The 19,566-nt window shown below is 60.6% G+C and carries 16 protein-coding genes and 1 tRNA gene; 10 read left to right on the forward strand and 7 right to left on the reverse strand.

What is annotated here, in order from left to right; translation table 11 throughout:
• Window positions 1-70: 70 nt before the first annotated feature.
• From EDC30_RS03520 to mutL, 3 genes are all read right to left on the reverse strand, one after another.
• A tRNA-Met gene (locus tag EDC30_RS03520) sits at window positions 71-147 on the reverse strand.
• 121 nt (window positions 148-268) lie between these two features.
• Window positions 269-1,228 (reverse strand): tRNA (adenosine(37)-N6)-dimethylallyltransferase MiaA, encoded by a 960-nt coding sequence (gene miaA, locus EDC30_RS03525; protein WP_132257372.1) that lies wholly within the window; start codon window positions 1,226-1,228, stop codon window positions 269-271.
• 30 nt (window positions 1,229-1,258) lie between these two features.
• Complete coding sequence (mutL, locus tag EDC30_RS03530; protein WP_132257373.1) at window positions 1,259-3,139, reverse strand: DNA mismatch repair endonuclease MutL; 1,881 nt, start codon at window positions 3,137-3,139, stop codon at window positions 1,259-1,261.
• Window positions 3,140-3,435: 296 nt separating this feature from the next.
• Between mutL and EDC30_RS03535 the strand changes: the two genes are divergently transcribed.
• Window positions 3,436-4,074, forward strand: coding sequence for a DedA family protein (locus EDC30_RS03535; protein WP_132257375.1), 639 nt, complete (start codon window positions 3,436-3,438; stop codon window positions 4,072-4,074).
• 90 nt (window positions 4,075-4,164) lie between these two features.
• Here the strand turns inward: EDC30_RS03535 and EDC30_RS03540 are convergent, their stop codons facing one another.
• From EDC30_RS03540 to tsaE, 4 genes are all read right to left on the reverse strand, one after another.
• A complete protein-coding gene (locus EDC30_RS03540) occupies window positions 4,165-5,907 on the reverse strand; it encodes a methyl-accepting chemotaxis protein (protein ID WP_132257377.1) in 1,743 nt (580 codons plus the stop codon).
• 366 nt (window positions 5,908-6,273) lie between these two features.
• Window positions 6,274-8,070, reverse strand: coding sequence for a methyl-accepting chemotaxis protein (locus EDC30_RS03545; protein ID WP_132257378.1), 1,797 nt, complete (start codon window positions 8,068-8,070; stop codon window positions 6,274-6,276).
• 41 nt (window positions 8,071-8,111) lie between these two features.
• The gene (locus tag EDC30_RS03550; RefSeq protein WP_132257380.1) at window positions 8,112-9,452 is read right to left on the reverse strand and encodes an N-acetylmuramoyl-L-alanine amidase; all 1,341 of its coding nucleotides are present in this window, start codon (window positions 9,450-9,452) and stop codon (window positions 8,112-8,114) included.
• On the reverse strand, window positions 9,416-9,901 hold the full coding sequence (tsaE, locus tag EDC30_RS03555; RefSeq protein ID WP_132257382.1) for a tRNA (adenosine(37)-N6)-threonylcarbamoyltransferase complex ATPase subunit type 1 TsaE: 486 nt from the start codon (window positions 9,899-9,901) through the stop codon (window positions 9,416-9,418). Before tsaE ends, EDC30_RS03550 begins: the two co-directional genes overlap by 37 nt.
• 69 nt (window positions 9,902-9,970) lie before the next feature.
• On the opposite strand from tsaE, the gene queG reads away from it, so the two are divergent.
• The 9 genes from queG (at window position 9,971) to EDC30_RS03600 (ending at window position 19,562) form a co-directional block, all read left to right on the forward strand.
• Window positions 9,971-11,053, forward strand: coding sequence for a tRNA epoxyqueuosine(34) reductase QueG (queG, locus tag EDC30_RS03560; RefSeq protein WP_132257383.1), 1,083 nt, complete (start codon window positions 9,971-9,973; stop codon window positions 11,051-11,053).
• 368 nt (window positions 11,054-11,421) lie between these two features.
• Window positions 11,422-12,621, forward strand: a complete 1,200-nt coding sequence (locus tag EDC30_RS03565; protein ID WP_132257385.1) for an ABC transporter substrate-binding protein — start codon at window positions 11,422-11,424, stop codon at window positions 12,619-12,621.
• 116 nt (window positions 12,622-12,737) lie between these two features.
• Window positions 12,738-13,595, forward strand: a complete 858-nt coding sequence (locus EDC30_RS03570) for a branched-chain amino acid ABC transporter permease (protein WP_132257387.1) — start codon at window positions 12,738-12,740, stop codon at window positions 13,593-13,595.
• Entirely contained in the window at window positions 13,592-14,554 is a 963-nt protein-coding gene (locus EDC30_RS03575; protein ID WP_132257388.1) for a branched-chain amino acid ABC transporter permease, read from the forward strand. The genes EDC30_RS03570 and EDC30_RS03575 overlap by 4 nt, the downstream gene beginning before the upstream one ends.
• The gene (locus EDC30_RS03580) at window positions 14,551-15,300 is read left to right on the forward strand and encodes an ABC transporter ATP-binding protein (protein WP_132257390.1); all 750 of its coding nucleotides are present in this window, start codon (window positions 14,551-14,553) and stop codon (window positions 15,298-15,300) included. The genes EDC30_RS03575 and EDC30_RS03580 overlap by 4 nt, the downstream gene beginning before the upstream one ends.
• Window positions 15,301-15,302: 2 nt before the next feature.
• Window positions 15,303-16,016: an ABC transporter ATP-binding protein gene (locus tag EDC30_RS03585; RefSeq protein ID WP_132257392.1), complete on the forward strand. Its 714-nt coding sequence runs from the start codon at window positions 15,303-15,305 to the stop codon at window positions 16,014-16,016.
• Complete coding sequence (locus EDC30_RS03590) at window positions 16,006-17,247, forward strand: thiolase family protein (RefSeq protein WP_132257393.1); 1,242 nt, start codon at window positions 16,006-16,008, stop codon at window positions 17,245-17,247. The genes EDC30_RS03585 and EDC30_RS03590 overlap by 11 nt, the downstream gene beginning before the upstream one ends.
• Before the next feature lie 45 nt (window positions 17,248-17,292).
• On the forward strand, window positions 17,293-18,819 hold the full coding sequence (locus EDC30_RS03595; RefSeq protein WP_132257395.1) for an AMP-binding protein: 1,527 nt from the start codon (window positions 17,293-17,295) through the stop codon (window positions 18,817-18,819).
• A gap of 20 nt (window positions 18,820-18,839) precedes the next feature.
• The gene (locus EDC30_RS03600; RefSeq protein ID WP_132257396.1) at window positions 18,840-19,562 is read left to right on the forward strand and encodes a GntR family transcriptional regulator; all 723 of its coding nucleotides are present in this window, start codon (window positions 18,840-18,842) and stop codon (window positions 19,560-19,562) included.
• Window positions 19,563-19,566: the final 4 nt, after the last annotated feature.

Below are 19,566 nucleotides of genomic sequence, written 5' to 3' on the forward strand. Positions count from 1 at the left end.
GGCGACATGTGAAAGGGCAGGCGCCAAACGAAAAAGCCGTTGACTCGATTGAATCAACGGCTTTGTGTTCTGGTGGTGATAGGTGGACTTGAACCACCGACCCCAGCATTATGAGTGCTGTGCTCTAACCAACTGAGCTATATCACCAAGAAGCCTTCTAGTATGCGGTTCCGGCGCGCAATTGTCAAGCCTAAGAACGCAAAATCCAGCCGCTGGTTTTTTCTAAAGCAGGAAAATTAATAAACAGATAAACCGGGCCTCGGGTAGTTCACTGCGCCAAGGCTGCTTGGACATGCAGCCACACCTGTTGTGTCGCATGCGGATCGAGGCAATCTACGACGATGCGCTCGGGCATTGAGCGCAGCCAGGTCAGTTGGCGTTTCGCCAGTTGCCGGGTGGCGGCAATTCCTTTTTCGCGCATGGTGGCAAAGTCATAAGCCCCATCCAGATATTCCCAAGCCTGGCGATAGCCGACGCAGCGCATGGATGGCAGGCCGAGATGCAAATCGCCGCGCGCGCGCAGCTTTTGCACTTCCGCCAGCAGACCTTCGGGCGCATTCAGCATGGCGTCGAAACGGGCTGCGATGCGGTCGTGCAGGACGCTGCGATCCGATGGCTCCAGCGCGAGCGGCAAAAGGCGGAATGGCAGTTCCGTCTTCGGCGCTTTGGCCAATAAGGCCGACATGGGCTGACCGGTCAGCATCATGATTTCGAGCGCGCGCTGGATGCGTTGGGCATCGTTGGGCTTGAGCCGGGCCGCCGTTTCCGGGTCGAGCGTGGCGAGACGTGCATGCAGGGCTGGCACGCCCAATTCCGCCGCTTCCCGGTCCAGCTGCGCGCGCAATGCCGGATCGGCTTGCGGCAATTCATCCAGGCCATCCTGCAAGGCTTTGAAGTAAAGCATCGTGCCGCCGACCAGGAGCGGCAGCTTGCCGCGTGACTGGATGTCGTCGACAAGTCGCAAGGCATCCTGGCGAAACTGCATGGCCGAATACGATTCGCTAGCGTCGAGAATATCGATCAGGTGATGTGGCACGCCGGCGCGCTCTTGCAGCGTGGGCTTGGCTGTGCCGATATCCATCTCGCGGTACACCAGGGCGGAGTCGACCGAGATGATTTCAGCCGGCACCCGGCGCGCCAGTTCGAGCGCGGCGGCAGTCTTGCCCGAGGCAGTCGGGCCCATCAGCGCCACCGCGAGCGGCTTGGTGGAAGAGGGTATGGCAGACATCGGTAACAGAGGATTCGAAATGTCGATGGCTTATTGCCCGCGCAAGAACAGCTTGTCGAGATCGGATAGCGCCAGTTGCACCCAGGTTGGCCGGCCATGGTTGCACTGGTCGGCGCGCTCGGTTTGCTCCATCTGGCGCAGCAAGGCATTCATTTCCGGCAGCGTCAGCGCGCGATTGGCGCGCACGGCGGTGTGACAAGCCAGCGTGCCGAGCATTTCATTGCGGCGCTCGACCAGCACGCGGGAGCCGCCGAATTCCCGCACGTCGCGCAAGACGTCGCGCGCCAGCGTTTGCACATCGGCGCTTTTCAGCAATGCCGGCACCGAGCGCACCGCCAGAGTGGTGGGCGACAGCGCGGCAATGTCGAAACCGAGCGCCTGCAGCGTGTCGCGGTTTTCTTCGGCAGTGCCGACTTCGACGGCATCGGCGTGGAACGTCACCGGGATTAGAAGAGGCTGCACCTGCAAGGCATCCTCGTCCAGCGCCATCTTGAATTGTTCGTACAGGATGCGCTCATGCGCGGCATGCATATCCACCAGTACCAGGCCCTTGGCGTTTTGGGCGAGTATGTAAATGCCGTGCAACTGCGCCAGTGCATAACCCAGCGGCATGTCGCTGTCGGCCGCATTGCCGGTGTATGCCGACGCCGGCAGTGAGGGCGCCATCGCGGCAGGCGAGGCATATCCGGCGGCAGTGCCAAACCCGGCGCGCTCAGCTGTCGTGCTGGATACGTCGTTACCGCCTCCCGCAAACAGCGCGCCATACTGCGCCGTGTTCTGCGCGACGCCAAATCCGCCGGCAGGCTGGGCGGCGAATTGCGCATGGAAGGATGTTTGCTGCTGTTCGCGAATCCAGGGTAACGGCGCGGACGATGCAGGCTGCGGCGCCGGTGCGCTGCCATGCGCGGTGGCGGAGGTTTGCGCCAGCGCGCGGGTCACGGCATGGAAGACGAACTGGTGGATGGCGCGGCTGTCGCGAAAGCGCACCTCGATCTTGGCGGGGTGGACATTGACGTCCACCTGCGACGGGTCCACTTCGAGGGAAAGCGCATAAGACGGGTAACGGTCGCCATGCAGCACGTCCTGATACGCCGCGCGCACGGCATGCGTGAGCAGCTTGTCGCGCACGAAGCGGCCATTGACATAAAAATACTGGGAATCGGCGCGCGCCTTGGACGCGGTCGGCAAGCCGACAAAGCCGGACAGCCGCACGGTGCCGGCTATCTCTTCCAGCATCAGGCGCGCTTGCGCGAATTCTTCGCCCAACACCTGGGCGCTGCGGCGGGCCGGGTCGCTGACATTCCAATGGTCTACCGTCTTGCCATTGTGCGATAAAGAGAACGCCACGTCGGGGCGCGACAGCGCGATGCGGCGCACGACCTCGGCGCAATGGCCGAATTCGGTTTGCTCGGATTTGAGGAACTTGCGCCGCGCCGGCGTGTTGAAATACAAGTCTTGCACATCGACCGTGGTGCCGGTGGCGCCGGACGCTGGCGTCACTTGCAGGGTGGCGCCGTCGATTTGCCAGGCATGCGGCGCGTCGGCGGTGCGCGACGTGAGGGTCAACTGCGCCACCGAGGCGATCGACGCCAGCGCTTCGCCGCGGAACCCCAGGGTGCCGACATTTTCGAGATCAGCCAGCGAGGCGATCTTGGAGGTGGCATGGCGCGCCAGCGCCAGGGGCAATTGTTCGGCAGGGATGCCTCGGCCATTGTCGGTGATGGCGATACGCTTGACGCCGCCTTGCTCCAGGCGCACCGTGATCTGGGTGGAGCCGGCATCGAGGGCATTTTCCAGCAATTCCTTGACCACCGCAGCCGGACGTTCGACCACCTCGCCGGCGGCGATCTGGGATATCAACTGGTCGGGCAGGGCCTGGATTGGACGTGAGGGCAAGTGGGGCGCGTTCATGCCTCGATTATAACTGGCGGGCAGTTGCAGCGCCCCTTCACCGCAGCGTATTTACAGCGAGGATGTATCTGATGTGCGCCGATTGGCGGTTGACGAAATGCCATCGCATTGGCAACGCAAGCCTGGTCGCAAGCTGGCAGATATGAAGTGAATCAGACCATGGCTGCCAAAATGCGCAATTTGGAGAAAGCTAAGGTATTATCCGTTTCTTCTCTGATATTGCCTCCTCCCATTCCTTTCCATCCCGCCGGCATCACGAGTGCGATTGCGATGGATTAACTTGAAGATTATTCAGGATGATCGAACAACTTGTCAGCTTGATTCTGCACGTCGATATGCACCTGCTGGAGCTGTTGCAGAATTATGGTCCGTGGATCTACGCCATACTGTTTCTCATTATTTTTGTCGAGACTGGCCTGGTGGTCATGCCGTTTTTGCCGGGCGACTCGCTGTTGTTCGTCATCGGCGCGCTGGCAGCGGCCGGCGGCCTGAGCCTGCCGCTGATTATCGTCTTGCTGATCATCGCGGCGATTGCCGGCGACACGGTGAATTTCGCCACGGGAGCCTGGTTTCATCGCAAGACGCTTGCCGGCAAGCGCTACCGCTGGCCGAATCCCGAGCATTTGCGCATCACCCATGAGTTTTTCGAGCGGCATGGCGGCAAGACCATCATCATCGCGCGCTTCGTTCCGATCGTCCGCACGCTGGCGCCATTTGTGGCGGGCATCGGGCAGATGCACTATGCCCGCTTTGCGCTGTATAACGTCACGGGCGCCATTCTCTGGGTCGTGTCGCTGACGGTGGCCGGCTACCTGCTTGGCAACGTGCCGTGGGTGAAGGCAAATCTCACCGCTGTGCTGATGGGGTTGATCGTGCTGTCGCTGCTGCCCGGTATCATCGGCTGGCTGAATTCCAAGCGTTCCGCGCGTCCGTAAGGCTTCGCTCCTGTGCATTCACTGCGCGGCGGGCATGAAAAAGGCGCATTGTCCTTGCGGATCAATGCGCCTTTGCATTTTCGACCTGGCTTAAAACTCTTCCCAATCGTCGCCGCGCGCGGCTGAGCTGGCGGCGACAGCAGGCCTGGTCGAGAGCGCAGGCTCCGCGCGTTGTGTCGGCTTGGCTGTAGGTCGGCCGCCCGGCTTGCTGACGGCGGTCGCAGGGGGTGCGATGACTTGCTTTGAGGCTGGAGCAATAGCAAGACTGGCGTGACGCGGCGCTTGCGTGGAGAGCTTGAATACGCTGACCGCCGAAGCCAGGTTGGCTGCCTGATGCTGCATGCTTTGGGCGGCTGCCGCGGATTGCTCGACAAGCGCGGAATTTTGTTGAGTGGCCTCGTCCATTTTTGTGATGGCCTGGTTGATTTGCTCGATGCCCGTAGTCTGCTCCTGGCTCGCCGCGCTGATTTCTCCCATGATGTCGGTGACGCGCCGGATGCTGGTGACGATTTCCTGCATGGTCACGCCTGCCTGATCCACCAGCTTGGTGCCGGCTTCGACTTTTTCCACCGAGTCGCCGATCAACTCCTTGATTTCCCTGGCCGCCGCCGCCGAGCGCTGCGCCAGCGTTCTGACTTCGGTCGCGACGACGGCAAAGCCGCGTCCCTGTTCGCCAGCGCGCGCGGCTTCCACGGCGGCATTCAGCGCCAGGATATTGGTCTGGAAGGCGATGCCATCGATGACGGAAATGATATCGACGATCTTTTTCGAGGAACCGTTGATCGACCCCATCGTTTCGACCACCTCGGCAACCACCGTGCCGCCTTTCATGGCGACTTCCGAAGCGGCCGTGGCGAGGCCATTGGCCTGACGCGCATTGTCGGCATTCTGCTTGACGGTCGAAGTCAGTTGCTCAAGCGATGAGGTTGTCTCTGCGAGTGAGCTGGCTTGCGCTTCCGTGCGCGAAGACAGATCCATGTTGCCGGAAGCGATCTGGTTGGAAGCGCTGGCGATGGCGTCGGTGCCGGTGCGCACGCCGGCGACGATGCGCGACAGGCTATCGTTCATATGCGCCAGCGCGTGCAGCAACTGGGCGGTTTCATCGCTGCCCTTGACCCGGATGCTGCTCGTAAGGTCGCCTGCCGCGACGGTTTTCGCTACATTCAGCGCCTGGTGCAAAGGCCGCGTGATGCTGCGCGCGATCCTGCTGCAGACAAAAATCAGCACGCCGCACAGCGCCAGCGCGACCAGTGCAAACCTGACCAGGCGTTCCCAGAAGGCAGCGGTCACGGTATCGATATAGACGCCCGAGCCGATTACCCATCCCCACGGCGCAAAGCCGCTGACATAGGAAGCTTTCGGCACCGGTGCCGACTGTCCGGGCTTGGGCCACTCGTACATGACAAAGCCGCTGCCCTTGGCCTTGACGGTCTCGACGAACTCAACGAACAGGCGCTTGCCATTGGGGTCCTTGTTGTCGCTGAGGTCCTTGCCGTCCAGTTCGGGCTTGATCGGATGCATGACCATGCGCGGGTGCATGTCGTTAATCCAGAAATACTCAGTGCCGCTGTAACGCAAGCGCTTGATCTGGGCGATCGCCTGGCGTTTGGCTTCCTCTTCCGGCATGGCCCCCTTGCTTGCCTGTTCGTGATAGTACTGGAGCACCCCGTGCGCGGATTCCACGGCACGCTGGACGCTGGTCTTGCGCTCATCCAGCAACATATCTTTTTCAGATAAAAGAGCGTAGCTGGTCAGGATCCCGATGCTGAGTGTCGCCCAGGCGAAAATCAGGTACAGCTTTTTTGCAATGCTTAACGAGAAAAGCTTCTCCATTGTTATCTCTTTAAAAGTTATTTTTGTTATGCCAGGTACGGCTCCTGTCAGAGAGAGAAGTATATTGGTTAAGTTGAAATTTCCTCAGTGCAACTCGAAGACGCAAGGAAAACTAATGTTAAATAAGTTGCAATGCAACAACGAAATTGCAGAGGCGTATAGGACGCAGCAACGGACGGCTGAAGCAGTCATTCTCCCGGCAGCGCAAGGTTGACGTTGCGCCGTTGGATTCAAGCTGGATGCGAGGAAGCAGGCTTGGCTGCTGATACCGCCTTTTGAAAGGCGCTGCGGCAGGGGAGAGCTGGAAGAGGAAAGGCGGAAGGCTGGCCGCCGCTTGGCGAAAAGCGGCGGCTACGGGACGGAGCGTTAAAACTCTTCCCAGTCATCGTCGCCGTTGCGCGGAGGCGCGGCCTTGCGCAACGGTTCAGGTGCGCGCGCCGGTGTGCTTGCGCGGGCAGTGGCAACAGGCGATGGCGCTGCTGCCGGCTTGGACAAGGCAGGGACAGCCGGGGCCGAGACTGCCGGCGCGGCGGATTTCGGCGCTGCAGCTTTGGATGCACCGGCTTTTTGCGCGGGCAGGGTACGTGCAACCGTAGCGCTGTTGACCTTGAATACGCCGACCAGTTGTGCCAGCTTGCCGGCTTGCGATTGCATGCTCTGCGCTGCGGCGGCGGCTTCTTCCACTAGCGCGGCATTCTGCTGGGTGGCGTTGTCCATCTGGGAAATCGCCAGGTTGATTTGCTCGATGCCGGCGGTTTGTTCCGTGCTGGCGGCGGTGATTTCACCGATGATATCGGTGACGCGGCGGATGCTGGTGACGATTTCCTGCATGGTCACGCCGGCCTGGTCCACCAGCTTGGTGCCGGCTTCCACTCGCTCCACCGAGTTGCCGATCAATTCCTTGATTTCCTTGGCGGCGGCGGCCGAACGCTGTGCCAGCGAACGCACTTCGGCGGCGACGACGGCGAACCCGCGTCCCTGTTCGCCGGCGCGTGCCGCTTCGACGGCGGCATTCAGCGCCAGGATGTTGGTCTGGAAGGCGATGCCATCGATGACGGAAATGATATCGACGATCTTCTTCGAGGAATCGTTGATCGACCCCATCGTTTCGACTACTTCCGAAACCACCACGCCACCCTGGCTGGCGACTTCGGACGCCGATTGCGCAAGGGTATTGGCCTGGCGGGCATTGTCGGCATTCTGCTTGACGGTAGAGGTGAGCTCTTCCACGGAAGAGGCGGTTTGTTCCAGCGAGCTGGCTTGCGCCTCGGTGCGCGAGGACAAGTCCATGTTGCCCGCAGCGATTTCATTGGAGGCGCTGGCGATGGCATCGGTGCCGGCGCGCACCTGGGACACCAGTTTCGCCAGGCTGTCGCGCATGGCGCGCAGCGCATGCAACATGCTGGAATCATCGCCGGACTTGAGCTTGATTTCCACGTTCAGGTCGCCATGGGCAATGCGTTCGGCGATTTCCACTGCCACGGCAGGCTCGCCGCCAAGCTGGCGCAGCAGGCTGCGGGTGATCACGAAAGCGGCCGCCACACCCAGCAGCATGGCAATGCCGCCGAGGGTCAGCATCAAGTTGCGCGCGCTTTCAAAATTCGCGCTGGAGTCGAAGCCATAGAGGATGCTCTGCTTGTCGACGGTCCTGACCAGTTCGTCCAGACCCGCCAACCATTGCTCTTGTACCGGGCGTACTTCCTCCATCAAGACGCGCGTGGCTTCAGCCTGCTGACGCGCCTGACCGAGTTCCATGGCCTTGGCCATCAGCGGCTTGGCGGCGTTTGCCGCAGCCTTGACCTTTTCCAGCACGGCCTTGGTTTCCGCGTCGGCCTCGCTTGATGTCAGCATCTGCTCGAGTTGTTCTTCGGCGCTGAGGTATTGCTGATTCTGGCTGCGGATGCGGTCCAGTTCCTGTTCCAGTTCGGTGGCATCCTGCACCAGGGCGACATTGCGCAAGCCGATCATGCGGTCCATCACCGCGTTGCGCATGGTGGCGGCCAGCCGGCTTTGCACGTTATTGCTGGTTAATACCTTGTCGAGACGCTGCTGGACCTGCGACATGTTCATGATGCCCAGCGCGGTTACTCCCGCCAGCAGCACCATCACTAAGGCAAAGCCGACGCCCAGACGGGTGCCGACTCGTGTATTTGCAATCTTCATTGGTTCTCCTCTTGTGTTCCTTGTTTCATGGACAAGGCCCGTTATGTCATGCGGTTTTTCGCCAGCGGCGGATTCTTGGCAAAGTATTTACGGATGCCGGTCAGGATGGCATTGGCCATTTGTTCTTGGTAGTTTTCATCAGTCAGTTTGGCTTCTTCTTCCGGATTCGAAATGAAAGCGGTTTCGATCAGGATGCTGGGAATATCCGGCGCCTTGAGCACGGCGAATCCTGCTTGCTCGACATTGGCCTTGTGCAGGCGGTTGATGCCGCCGATTTCGCGCAGCACGGCCTTGCCCAGCTTTAAGCTATCGTTGATCTGCGCCGTCGTGGACAAATCCAGCAGCACGCTGGCGAGCTGCTTGTCATGCGTCTTGATATTGACGCCGCCAATCAGGTCGGCGGCGTTTTCCTTGTTGGCCAGCCAGCGCGCCGCCGTCGATGAGGCGCCTTTTTCCGACAGCGTGAAGACCGAGGCGCCGCGCGCGGTCGGCTCGACCCAGGCATCGGCGTGAATCGAGACGAACAGGTCGGACTGGACCTTGCGCGCCTTTTGCACGCGCACGTGCAGCGGCACGAAAAAGTCGGCGTCGCGCGTCATCATGGCGCGCATGTTCGGCTGTTCCTCGATCTTGGCTTTCAAGCGCTTGGCAATGGCCAATACGACATCCTTTTCGCGGCTGCCGCCACGGCCGATCGCGCCCGGATCTTCGCCGCCGTGGCCAGGGTCGAGCGCGATGGTGATCATGCGCGTCAGTTGCGGCGCCGGTTCGGCTGGCTCGGTTTTGGCGGTCTTGGTCTCGGCCGGTTTGGCTTCGGGCTTGGTTTCGAGCGGCAGGGGCTTGCCGTCTGGTACTCCCTCTTTCGTCTGGCTCTTGGCAATCAGCGCGGCGATCGGATCGGGCGGATTGACCGGATAGAGATCGAACACCAGGCGATGCTGGTAGCCAGCCACCGGCTCCAGCGTAAACACTTGCGGGTTGATCGCTTCCTTCAGATCGAACACCAGGCGCACGACATTGGGCCGGTTCTGGCCGACGCGCACCTGCTTGATGTAAGGGTCGTTCGGCTGGATCTTGGCGACCAGTTCCTTCAGCGTCGGGTTGAGTTCGATGCCATCGATATCCACCACCAGCCGTTCCGGGTCCTTGACGAGAAAATGGCTGACCTTCAGGTTGCTATCGTTTTCCAGGGTGACGCGGGTGTAGTCTTCGGCCGGCCAGACGCGTACGGCAACGATGCGCGCCGCCTGCACCGGCAACGGCGTGAGCACAGATAACAGGAGAGTCGCACCGGCACCAAGGAAGGTGCGGCGCTTATGCGAAACGGGCGACGCAGCGTGATTTTCTACAGATTTGGTGCGAAATGGAGTCTTTCGAGGCATGCTTTACCCTGCTCGGACAATGCTTGCAATTCTACATCACGTCCGTCGTCGATGATGCCAAGAAACACTTCAATGTCGGGGGGAGGCAACACGCCTGCGGCCTTTTCCGGCCACTCCACCAGGCAAACCGTAGCAGTATTGAAATACTCGCGGAAACCGGCGTCGAGGAATTCTTCAGGGCTGCCCAGGCGGTACAGGTCGAAATGGATGACTTCGACAGGCTTGCCGTTGAGCCGAACCGTGTAGGGCTCGGCCAGGGTATAAGTTGGACTTTTGACATGGCCGGCATGACCGGCGGCATGCAGCAGGGCGCGTGTCAGCGTGGTTTTGCCGGCACCCAGGTCGCCATGCAGATAAATCGTCAAGCCGGGCGCCAGCGCCAGCGCCAGCGATTCGCCCAGTGCGGCAGTGCCGGCCTCATCATGCAGAATGGTTTTAAAATGATGCATTGCTCAACGTCCCGATGACAGCGCAGCGTCCACATCGCTGCCCATTTTCTTTTTCAATTATCCCGTCAGATGACTACGCCTCAAGATATGCAAGCGCTGGCTGAGGCCATTCCCGCCTGGGGGCGCGAACTCGGCCTGGCCGATGTGCGCATTGCCGCCATCGATCTGACCGCCGAAGAAACCGGCCTGCAAGCCTGGCTGGACGCCGGCATGCATGGTGAAATGCATTATATGGCAAGCCATGGCATGAAGCGGGCGCGGCCTGCCGAACTGGTGCCGGGTACGGTCAGGGTGATTTCGGCGCGTATCGATTATCTGCCCCAGGATGCATCGCCTGACTGGCGCGCCAATGAACGCCGGCGCCATGGCGACCCGGGCGCGGCCGTGGTGTCAGTGTATGCGCGTGGACGGGATTATCACAAGGTATTGCGCAACCGGCTGCAAAAGCTGGCCGAACGGATTGCCGAGAAAGCGGGGCCATTCGGCTATCGCGTCTTTACCGATTCGGCGCCGGTGCTGGAAGTGGCATTGGCGGACAAGAGTGGCCTGGGCTGGCGCGGCAAGCATACGCTCTTGCTGAATCGGCAAGCCGGGTCGATGTTTTTCCTCGGCGAGATCTATACCGATTTGCCCTTGCCGGTGGATGCGCCGATGGCGCCGCATTGCGGGACTTGCCATGCCTGCATCGATGCCTGCCCGACGCAAGCCATCGTCGGGCCATACCGGCTGGATGCGCGGCGCTGCATCTCTTACCTGACGATCGAATTAAAAGGCAGCATTCCCGAAGACTTGCGCCCGCTGATCGGCAATCGTATCTATGGCTGCGACGATTGCCAGCTGGTCTGCCCCTGGAACAAGTTTGCGCAGCGCGCGGTGGTGCCGGATTTCGAAGTCCGCAATGGACTGGATGCCGCTTCCTTGATCGACCTGTTTGCGTGGAGCGAAGAGGAATTCAATCGGCGCCTGGAAGGCAGCCCGATCCGCCGCATCGGCCATGAAAGCTGGTTGCGCAATATCGCGGTGGCACTGGGTAATGCGGCCGCAGGGCAGGGCGCCCGCCCGGGAATGGTGGCTGCCCTCAAGGCGCGCGCCGATCATCCTTCGGAAATGGTGCGCGAACACGTGACCTGGGCGTTGGCGCGGCATCAATAGCCTTGAGGCGGATGCCAGCACGCGCGCAATGCCTGATGCTGCGCCGCAAAAATTCAATTGGCTGAAATCCATTTTTCAGCCCTCTTTTCAGCGGTGACTGAAAGCCTGAGCTTCAGCACCGTCGCGAATTATCTCCTCTTCTGTCTATCTCGCAGCCGGCCGGCTCCATGTTTGGGTCACGCATTCTTTCGTTATTCAGAAGGTTCGCACTGCAGCAATTCTTCCAAGCTGAGAAATGTCATTTGCATTTCACGATAATGTCACTTATATTTCAGATTGATATATCTGATATATCAGAGGATTATAGTAAAACATCACAAAATAGTGACTTGCGATTCCTAATCGGTTTGCAAAATTCAGGAGACAACATGAAATTCCGTATTCAAGCATCGGGTTATCGTCTGGCGGCAGGGGCAGGACTGGCGGCTGCGTTGACTTTTTCCGGCAGTGCGTTCGGCGCTGATCCGGACGCCTTCAAGATCGGCGGCGTGGTGTCCCTATCCGGCACCTACGGCGTGTTCGGCGACGACATGCGCAAAGGCGTGGAGTTGGCCATTGAGCAGCGCGGCGGCAAGGTGCTGGGCAAGCCGATCCAGGTGACCTGGGAGGACGACGAAACCAAGCCGCAGCCGGCGGTGCAGAAAACCACCCGCCTGATTGCGGACGGTGCGCAAATGATTTTCGGCGCGGTCAGCTCGGCGTCGACCATCGCGATCATGAATATCACGAAGCAGCGCAAGATCCCGCACCTGGTGACGATGTCGGCGGATGACAAGATTACCTTGCCGGGCGGGTCGCGTTACACCTTCCGTACTTCAAACACGCTGGGCATGGAGCAGCGCATGGCGCTTGCCTACAGCAAGGAACAGAAAATCAAGCGCGTGTATGGCGTGACGGCGGATTACCAGGCGACCCGCGACAGCTGGGAGTGGTATCGCAAGGAAGCGGAAAAAGCCGGTATCGAAATCGTCGGCGCCGACTTTCCGCCGCTCGGCAACCGTGACTTCTCGTCGATCGCCGACAAGATTGCCCGTTCCAATGCGGATGGCGTCGCCTTGTTCATGACCGGTTCGGATTCGATCACGATGGTGAAGCAGGCTGGCCAGGTCGGTCTCGACAAGACCCGCAAGATTTTCGGTCCGGTGATCGCCGATGAAACCATGGCGGCAGGCGTGGGAGCGGCCTCGGTCGGGGTCAATTCCGGCGTGCGTTATCACTTCACGGTTGATAATCCGGCGAACAAGAAATTTGTCGACGCCTACCGCCAGAAATACAACGAGTTCCCATCGAGCGCTGCCGGTGAAGCATTCGACGGCATGTCCTGGTGGCTGGACGTGGTGGAAAAGACCGGCACCTGGGATCGTGAAAAATGGGTCGAGGCATTTGCCAGCAGCGTGCGCGACAACTCCCTGGAAGGCCGCAAGGAAATGAGTGCGTGCGACCACCAGGCCCGCCAGGTCGGCTTGTGGGGCGAGGTCGTCAACGGCAAGCCGCCGCACCCCGCCTACGTCATGAAAATTACCAAGGTATATCAGCCGAAGGAAATTTTCGAGGACTGCAAGCAGTAATCCCCAGTAATCCGTGCGCCGGGTGCGGGTGGCGCCATGCCGCCAGCCGCGCCTTTCTGGCCAGCCATCCTGGCCGGGTGGCGTCGCACGCCCTTCAGTAACCTCAGGGATCAATTATGTCCACGATCGTCATCGGGCTTAGCCTTGGCATGCTGCTGTTTCTGCTGGCATCCGGGCTGACGCTTATCTTCGGCATGCTTGGCGTCATCAACTTCGCCCATGGGGCCTTATATATGCTGGGCGCCTATCTATCCTTCGATATCGCGCATCGTACCGGCTCGTTTGCGCTTGGCGTCGCTGCCTCGACGGTAGTGGCTGGGCTGGCCGGCATCGCGATGGAACGATTCACATTGCGTCCGCTATACAACCGTCCGCATTTCTACCAGCTGGTCCTGACCTTCGGCTTCATCCTGGTGCTGACCGAAGCGGTCAAGTTCTTCTGGGGTCTGGGCTACAAGGAAGCGCCCATGCCGGCACTGCTGTCCGGCTCGGTCGAGCTGTTCGGCAGCACGATTCCAATCTACCGGCTGTTTGTCATCGGCTTCGGCGCCGCCGCTGCGATCGGGCTGTTCGCCGCGCTCGAACGCAGCACCTTCGGCATGCTGGTGCGCGCGGCCAGCAGCGACAGCGAAATGGTGCAGACGCTCGGCCTGCCGGCATCCACCATACGCACCGCGGTATTCGGTTTCGGCGCCGGTCTGGCCGGCCTGGCAGGCGCCATTGCGGCTCCGCTGTTCCCGATCGAACTGGGCATGGGCACCAACACCATCATCGACTGCTTCATCGTCGTCATCCTGGGAGGGCTGGGCAATATCCGCGGCGTGGTCGCGGCAGCGATCCTGATCGGCATGGTGCGGGCGATCGGCTACACCTTCATGCCGAGCTGGGTCGATGTGCTGACGTTTGCGATGCTGATCGCGACATTGTTGACGCGCCCACAAGGCCTGTTTTCCCGTCCCGTGAGGTCCGCATGAATCTGTCACGCTTCGACGTAGTAATCGGCCTGTTGATGGCGCCGGTGGTTTTCGCGCTGCCATTCCTGACGCAGGATGACTTCTATCTGAATCTCGCGACGCTGGTGATGATCTGGTCGATTTTCGCGGTCGGCTTCGATTTCGTATTCGGCTCCCTGGGCATGGTGTCGTTCGGTCACGCCAGTTTTCTCGGCATCGGCGGCTATGCGCTGGCGATCATCACGCAAAGATTCGGATTGCCATTCGAGGTCGGCCTGCTGGCGGCAATTGCGACGGCGGCTGTCTGCGCCTGGATATTCAGCTTTTTTGCCCTGCGTGTTTCCGGCATATTTTTTGCGCTGGTAACGCTCGCTTTGACGCAATTGCTGTACATCCTCGCCGACAGCAAGCTGCGCGAATGGACCGGCGGCGCCGACGGCTTGCCCGGCGTGGCCCGCCCGGAATTCCACGGCATCGACTTTTTCAGCTCGTTCAACTTCTACTGGTACGTGGCGGCGATTTTCGTGCTGGTGATGGTGGCCATCGCCATCGTGCGCAGCTCGCCGTTCGGCCGCGTCATCCGGAGCATCCAGCAAAATGAAATCCGTACCCAGCACCTGGGTTACGACGTGCATCGCATCAAGCAGATCACCTTTCTCGTGTCCGGCGCCATCAGCGGCCTAGCCGGCGCCTTGCTGGCCTCGCTGCTGATGTACGTGAATCCGCAGATGCTGCACTGGAGCACTTCCGGCGACGTCATCATCATGACGCTGCTGGGCGGCGCCGGCACCTTGTGGGGGCCGGTGGCCGGCGTCATGATCTTCGAGATCCTGAAGGAATGGCTGAGCGGCTGGACGCCGTACTGGTACGGCATCCTCGGCATCATCTTCATCGTGGCTACTCTCTATTTCCCGAAAGGGGTATTGGGAGAACTCCAGGCATTCGCAGGCCGGATGCGCCGTCGCGGAGGAAAATCATGAGCAGTATCGCATTGCAATGCGCTAACGTGAGTGTCAGCTTCGGCGCGCTCAAGGCGATCGACAACGTCAACTATGAGTTCGAGGCGGGCCGGGTGTACGGCCTGATCGGCCCCAACGGCGCCGGCAAGACCACGCTGCTCAATGTGCTGGCCGGCCGCCTGTTGCAGCACCAGGGCAAGGTGCTGTGCCATGGCGAGGATATTTCGGCGCTGGCGCCGCATCAGCGCGCGCGGCACGGCATCGGCCGCAGCTTTCAGATCACCAAGATCTTCCCTGACATGACGGTGCTGGAAAACCTGCGCATCGCCGCGCAGATCAAGCATTCGCGTTTCATGCCGTTCTGGATTTCGTCCCGTTACGACCGCAAGCTGGCCGGGGATATCGATGCGATGCTGGAAATGACCGGCCTGACGGCGCATCGGCATGATATCGCCGGCGCCATGTCGTACGGCTTGCAGCGCGCGCTGGAACTTGGCCTGACCTTGTTGCCGGGGCCGCGCATCCTGCTGCTCGACGAGCCGCTCGCCGGCATCGGCCACCACGAAATCGAGGCCGCCACACGCCTGATCCAGAGCGTGTCGGCCGGCCGCACCGTCCTGCTGATCGAACACAACATGGACGTGATCATGTCGCTGTCCGAACAGATCGTCGTCATGAGTAACGGCAGCGTCATCGCGCAGGGCACGCCGGAGCAGGTCAGGGCGGACGAGACCGTGCGCTCGGTTTATCTCGGAGAGGATGAATAAGCATGATTGCACTGGAAAACGCCTATGTTCAATACGGGCCCGCACGCGTGCTGAGCGATGTGAGCATCAAGGCGGCGCAGGACGAGATCATCGCTATCGTCGGCCGCAACGGCGCGGGAAAATCCACCACCCTGAAAACCATGATGGGCCTGCTGCCGCTGCAGCAAGGCCGGCGCCTGTTCCAGCAACAGGACATCAGCCGCCAGGCGGTCGAAAACATCAGCCGCCTCGGAATCGCGCTGGTGCCGGATAGCCGCCGCATTTTTCCGAACTTGTCGGTGCTCGAAAATCTGCGCATGGGCGCGCTGGCGCACAAGCCTGGTTACTGGACCATCGAGCGCGTGCTCGAAATCTTTCCCAGACTGCAGGAGCGCATCGGCTTCGGCGGCGACCAGTTGTCCGGCGGCGAGCAGCAGATGCTGTCGATCGCCCGGGCCTTGCTCGGCAACCCGAAAATCCTCTTGCTGGATGAGCCGACCGAGGGCCTGGCGCCGCTGATCGTCAATCATCTGATCGAGATTTTCACCATGGTGCATAAGCAAGGCACCGGCATCGTGCTGGTCGAGCAGAACCTGAAGGTGCCGATGCGCCTGGCGCACCGGCAGTATGTGCTGGACCACGGCGCGGTGGCCTGGTCCGGCACGGCCGCCGAACTCGAAGCGCAACGCGACATCGTTGAATCGATCATTACTACAGGAGTGAATCATGAGCACTAACCCTACCTATATCGTCGGCGTCGGCATCACGCGCTTCGGCAAGCAGCTGGAAACCAGCGTCAAGGATCTCGTGCGCGAAGCAGTGGGCGCGGCATTGAAGGATGCGGGTTGCGAGGCCGGCTTGCTGCAAGGCGCTTATTTCGCCACCGCCGGGCAAGGTTCGATCGAAGGCCAGTACATGGTGGCCGGTCAGATTGCGCTGGCGGCGGCGGGTATTACCGGCATTCCGGTGGTGAATGTCGAGAATGCCTGCGCCAGTTCCAGCACGGCCCTCAATGCGGCCCATATGTTTGTCGCATCCGGCGCGGGCGATATTTGCCTGGCGGTCGGCGTCGACAAGCTGTTCTCCACCGATAAGGAAAAAAGCTTTGCCGTGTTCGATGGCGCCTGGGATGTGCACCAGGCCAGCCAGCAGATGCAATCCCTGATGGACCTCGCTCCCGACGTCAAGCCGCCGGCGGACTATGTCGAGCCGGGCAAGCGCAGCGTGTTCATGGATATCTATGCCAGCCTGGCACGGCTGCATATGCAGACCTTCGGCACCACCCAGCGCCAGATCGCGGCAGTCGCGGCGAAAAACCACGTGCATTCGACGCGCAATCCGCTGGCCCAGTTCCAGTATCCGATGACCATCGACGAAGTGCTGGCGGCGCGGCCCGTGTCCTGGCCGCTGACCTTGCCGATGTGCGCGCCGATCGGCGACGGCGCCGCGGCAGCCATCATCTGCAACGAAGCGGGGCTGAAGAAACTGCAGCAAAACCGCGCGGTGCGCCTGTGCGCCAGCGTAATACGCAGCGCCACCGACCGCGCCGCCACTGAGTACGAACGCCACCTGTGCCACCTGGCGGCGCTGCAGGCGTATGAGACTGCCGGCGTCGGCCCGGAAGACATGTCGCTGGCGGAGGTGCACGACGCCACCGCGTTTGCCGAGATCCAGCAAACCGAAGCGCTCGGCTTTTGCGCCTTCGGCGAAGGCGGCCCGATGGCGGAATCCGGCGCCACCACGCTCGGCGGCAAAATTCCGATCAACGTCTCCGGCGGCCTGCTGTCGCGCGGCCATCCGATCGGCGCCACTGGCCTGGCGCAGGTGTACGAGATGGTGACGCAACTGCGTGGCGAAGCCGGCGCGCGCCAGGTCGAGAACGCCCGCTTTGCGATTGCGGAAAACGGCGGCGGCTTCCGCGGCGTCGAAGAGGCATCGACGTCCATCATCATCCTTGGCAAGCAATAAACCGAATTTTTGATACCCGGTAGTCCGAATCTTCGCGAGACAATCATGAATCTGAGCCATCTCTTTCAACGCAGTGTGCAACTGTACGCGCAGCGCCCGGCGCTGGCCAAGGGCACCGAGCCCGCCTTGACGTATTCGGAGTTGAACCAGCGGGTGCGGTCGCTGGCATACTGGCTGCGCCATACGCTGGGATTGCAGGCGGGCGACCGCATCATGCTGGCGATGAAAAACTGCCCTGAATACATGGAACTGATGCTGGCCAGCTGGCATGCCGGATTGGCGGTGGTTCCGGTCAACAGCAAGCTGCATCCGAATGAAATCGATTACATGCTGCGCGATTCCGGCGCGCGCGCCTGCATGTCGCAAGGCGAGCTGTTCCAGGCGTTGCAGCCTGTGGCGGCACAGATCGTCGATCTGCAACTGGTCGATGTGGCGTCCGAGGCATACCGCCTGGCGATGAACAATCCTCCTCTCCCGCCGGTCAGCGACAGCGACCGTGACCTGGCGTGGCTGTTCTATACCAGTGGCACGACCGGCCGCCCCAAGGGCGTCATGCTGTCTCATGCCAACATGGTCAGCGCGGCGATGCATTTTTATTCGGATGTGCAGACTATCGCCAGCGACGATGTGCTGGTGCATGTCGCGCCAATGTCGCACGGCAGCGGCATTTACAGCCTGCCGTATTTCATCAAGGGCGCGCTGCAGGTGGTGCCGGAATCCGGCGGGCTGGATGAGGCTGAGCTATTCGGACTGTTTAACCATTACGACAAAGTCAGCCTGTTTGCCGCGCCCACCATCGTGCACCGACTGGTGCAATATGCGCAGAACAATCCTGTCAGCTCGCCCGGACTGCGCGCATTGCTGGTTGGTGGGGCGCCGTTTTACGTTGAAGACATCAAAGCTGCCGTGCAATGCTTCGGCCCGCGGATCGCGCAGATGTATGGCCAGGGCGAAACACCGATGACCATTTCAGCCTTGCCGGCCGAGCACCTGGCCCGCGCCGTCGCCGAAAACGATACCGCCATGCTGGCGTCCGTGGGTTTTGTGCAAACCGCCATCCACGTGTCCATCATGGATGGCGATAACAAACCAGTCGCGCCCGGCGTGGCAGGCGAAGTTGTCGTCAGGGGGCCGACCGTGATGTCAGGCTACTGGAATAATCCGGAAGCGACGCAAAAGACCGTGGTGGATGGCGCACTGCGTACCGGCGATATCGGTTTGCTGGACGAGCGCGGGCTGTTGTACCTCAAGGATCGTTCGAAAGACGTTATCATTAGCGGCGGCAGCAATATCTATCCGCGCGAGGTGGAGGAAGCGCTGCTGACCCACGCGGCCGTTGCGGAAGTTTCGGTGGTCAGTGCGCCCGATCCGGAATGGGGCGAAGTGGTGGTGGCTTTCGTGGTGTGCCATGCGGGCGCCACGGTGACGGCGGAGGAACTGGACGACCATTGCATTCAGAGCATTGCGCGTTTCAAGCGGCCGAAGCGTTACGTTTTCGTCCCTGAGTTTCCTAAAAATAGCACTGGAAAAGTATTAAAGCGGGAACTGCAGAAAAGTATCGCGGCGACGTAACGAAGCATCAGGATAAAAATATGAGAGTGAAGACACCGGAAAAACTGTTCGATCGCGAAGCGGTGAGCCAGACCGAAAAAGCTTACGTCATCCTTGAAGAAATGATTGTCACCGGTGAATTGCCGGCTGGGAGTCAATGGTCGGAAAGCGTGCTGGGCGAGCGGATCGGAATCGGCCGGTCGCCGACCCGCGATGCGCTGCAAAAGCTGGCGTTCCAGCGACTGGTGCACATCGCGCCCAGGCAAGGCATCTTCATTTCTGAAATCGATTACCAGGGCCAGCTGCACGTTATCCAGTGCCGCCGCGAGATTGAGCGATTGATTATTCCGCAGGCAACGCAATGCGCTAGCGAGCAGGAACGCGCCGAGATGACTAAGTTGGTTGCGGAATTCGAGAAACTGAAAACCCGCCGGGACATGCGCAGGTACATGCGCGTGCATTTTGATCTGACAAGGGTGTTGGGACAAGCTTCGCGTAATAGCTACGCTGCCGAATTCTATGCCATGCTGCAGACGCTGGCACGGCGGTTTCTCTATTTTCATCAGGACCGTTATCCCAGCCTGGCCAAGATTTGCGATCTGCATATCGATCAGCTGCATGCCATCATCGATGGCCTGACGGAGGCTGCCCAGGCTGCCGGCGCGGCACGGAATGACTATGCCGAGGAGCGGGCCAGAAATATCCTGATGGACCTGATTACCACCTCGTCCGTGACCGTTTCGGTCAATAACCGGAAGCCGTGAACCC

Origin of the sequence: Paucimonas lemoignei (assembly GCF_004342585.1) — a bacterium.
In the GTDB taxonomy this organism is placed as follows: Bacteria; Pseudomonadota; Gammaproteobacteria; order Burkholderiales; family Burkholderiaceae_D; genus Paucimonas; species Paucimonas lemoignei.

Coding starts and splice junctions, on each gene's coding strand:
- miaA (WP_132257372.1), bottom strand. CDS start 1,228: ATGTCTGCCATACCCTCTTCCACCAAGCCGCTCGCGGTGGCGCTGATG.
- EDC30_RS03570 (WP_132257387.1), top strand. CDS start 12,738: ATGTCCACGATCGTCATCGGGCTTAGCCTTGGCATGCTGCTGTTTCTG.
- queG (WP_132257383.1), top strand. CDS start 9,971: ATGACTACGCCTCAAGATATGCAAGCGCTGGCTGAGGCCATTCCCGCC.
- tsaE (WP_132257382.1), bottom strand. CDS start 9,901: ATGCATCATTTTAAAACCATTCTGCATGATGAGGCCGGCACTGCCGCA.
- EDC30_RS03590 (WP_132257393.1), top strand. CDS start 16,006: ATGAGCACTAACCCTACCTATATCGTCGGCGTCGGCATCACGCGCTTC.
- mutL (WP_132257373.1), bottom strand. CDS start 3,139: ATGAACGCGCCCCACTTGCCCTCACGTCCAATCCAGGCCCTGCCCGAC.
- EDC30_RS03575 (WP_132257388.1), top strand. CDS start 13,592: ATGAATCTGTCACGCTTCGACGTAGTAATCGGCCTGTTGATGGCGCCG.
- EDC30_RS03595 (WP_132257395.1), top strand. CDS start 17,293: ATGAATCTGAGCCATCTCTTTCAACGCAGTGTGCAACTGTACGCGCAG.
- EDC30_RS03535 (WP_132257375.1), top strand. CDS start 3,436: ATGATCGAACAACTTGTCAGCTTGATTCTGCACGTCGATATGCACCTG.
- EDC30_RS03600 (WP_132257396.1), top strand. CDS start 18,840: ATGAGAGTGAAGACACCGGAAAAACTGTTCGATCGCGAAGCGGTGAGC.
- EDC30_RS03540 (WP_132257377.1), bottom strand. CDS start 5,907: ATGGAGAAGCTTTTCTCGTTAAGCATTGCAAAAAAGCTGTACCTGATT.
- EDC30_RS03585 (WP_132257392.1), top strand. CDS start 15,303: ATGATTGCACTGGAAAACGCCTATGTTCAATACGGGCCCGCACGCGTG.
- EDC30_RS03550 (WP_132257380.1), bottom strand. CDS start 9,452: ATGCCTCGAAAGACTCCATTTCGCACCAAATCTGTAGAAAATCACGCT.
- EDC30_RS03580 (WP_132257390.1), top strand. CDS start 14,551: ATGAGCAGTATCGCATTGCAATGCGCTAACGTGAGTGTCAGCTTCGGC.
- EDC30_RS03565 (WP_132257385.1), top strand. CDS start 11,422: ATGAAATTCCGTATTCAAGCATCGGGTTATCGTCTGGCGGCAGGGGCA.
- EDC30_RS03545 (WP_132257378.1), bottom strand. CDS start 8,070: ATGAAGATTGCAAATACACGAGTCGGCACCCGTCTGGGCGTCGGCTTT.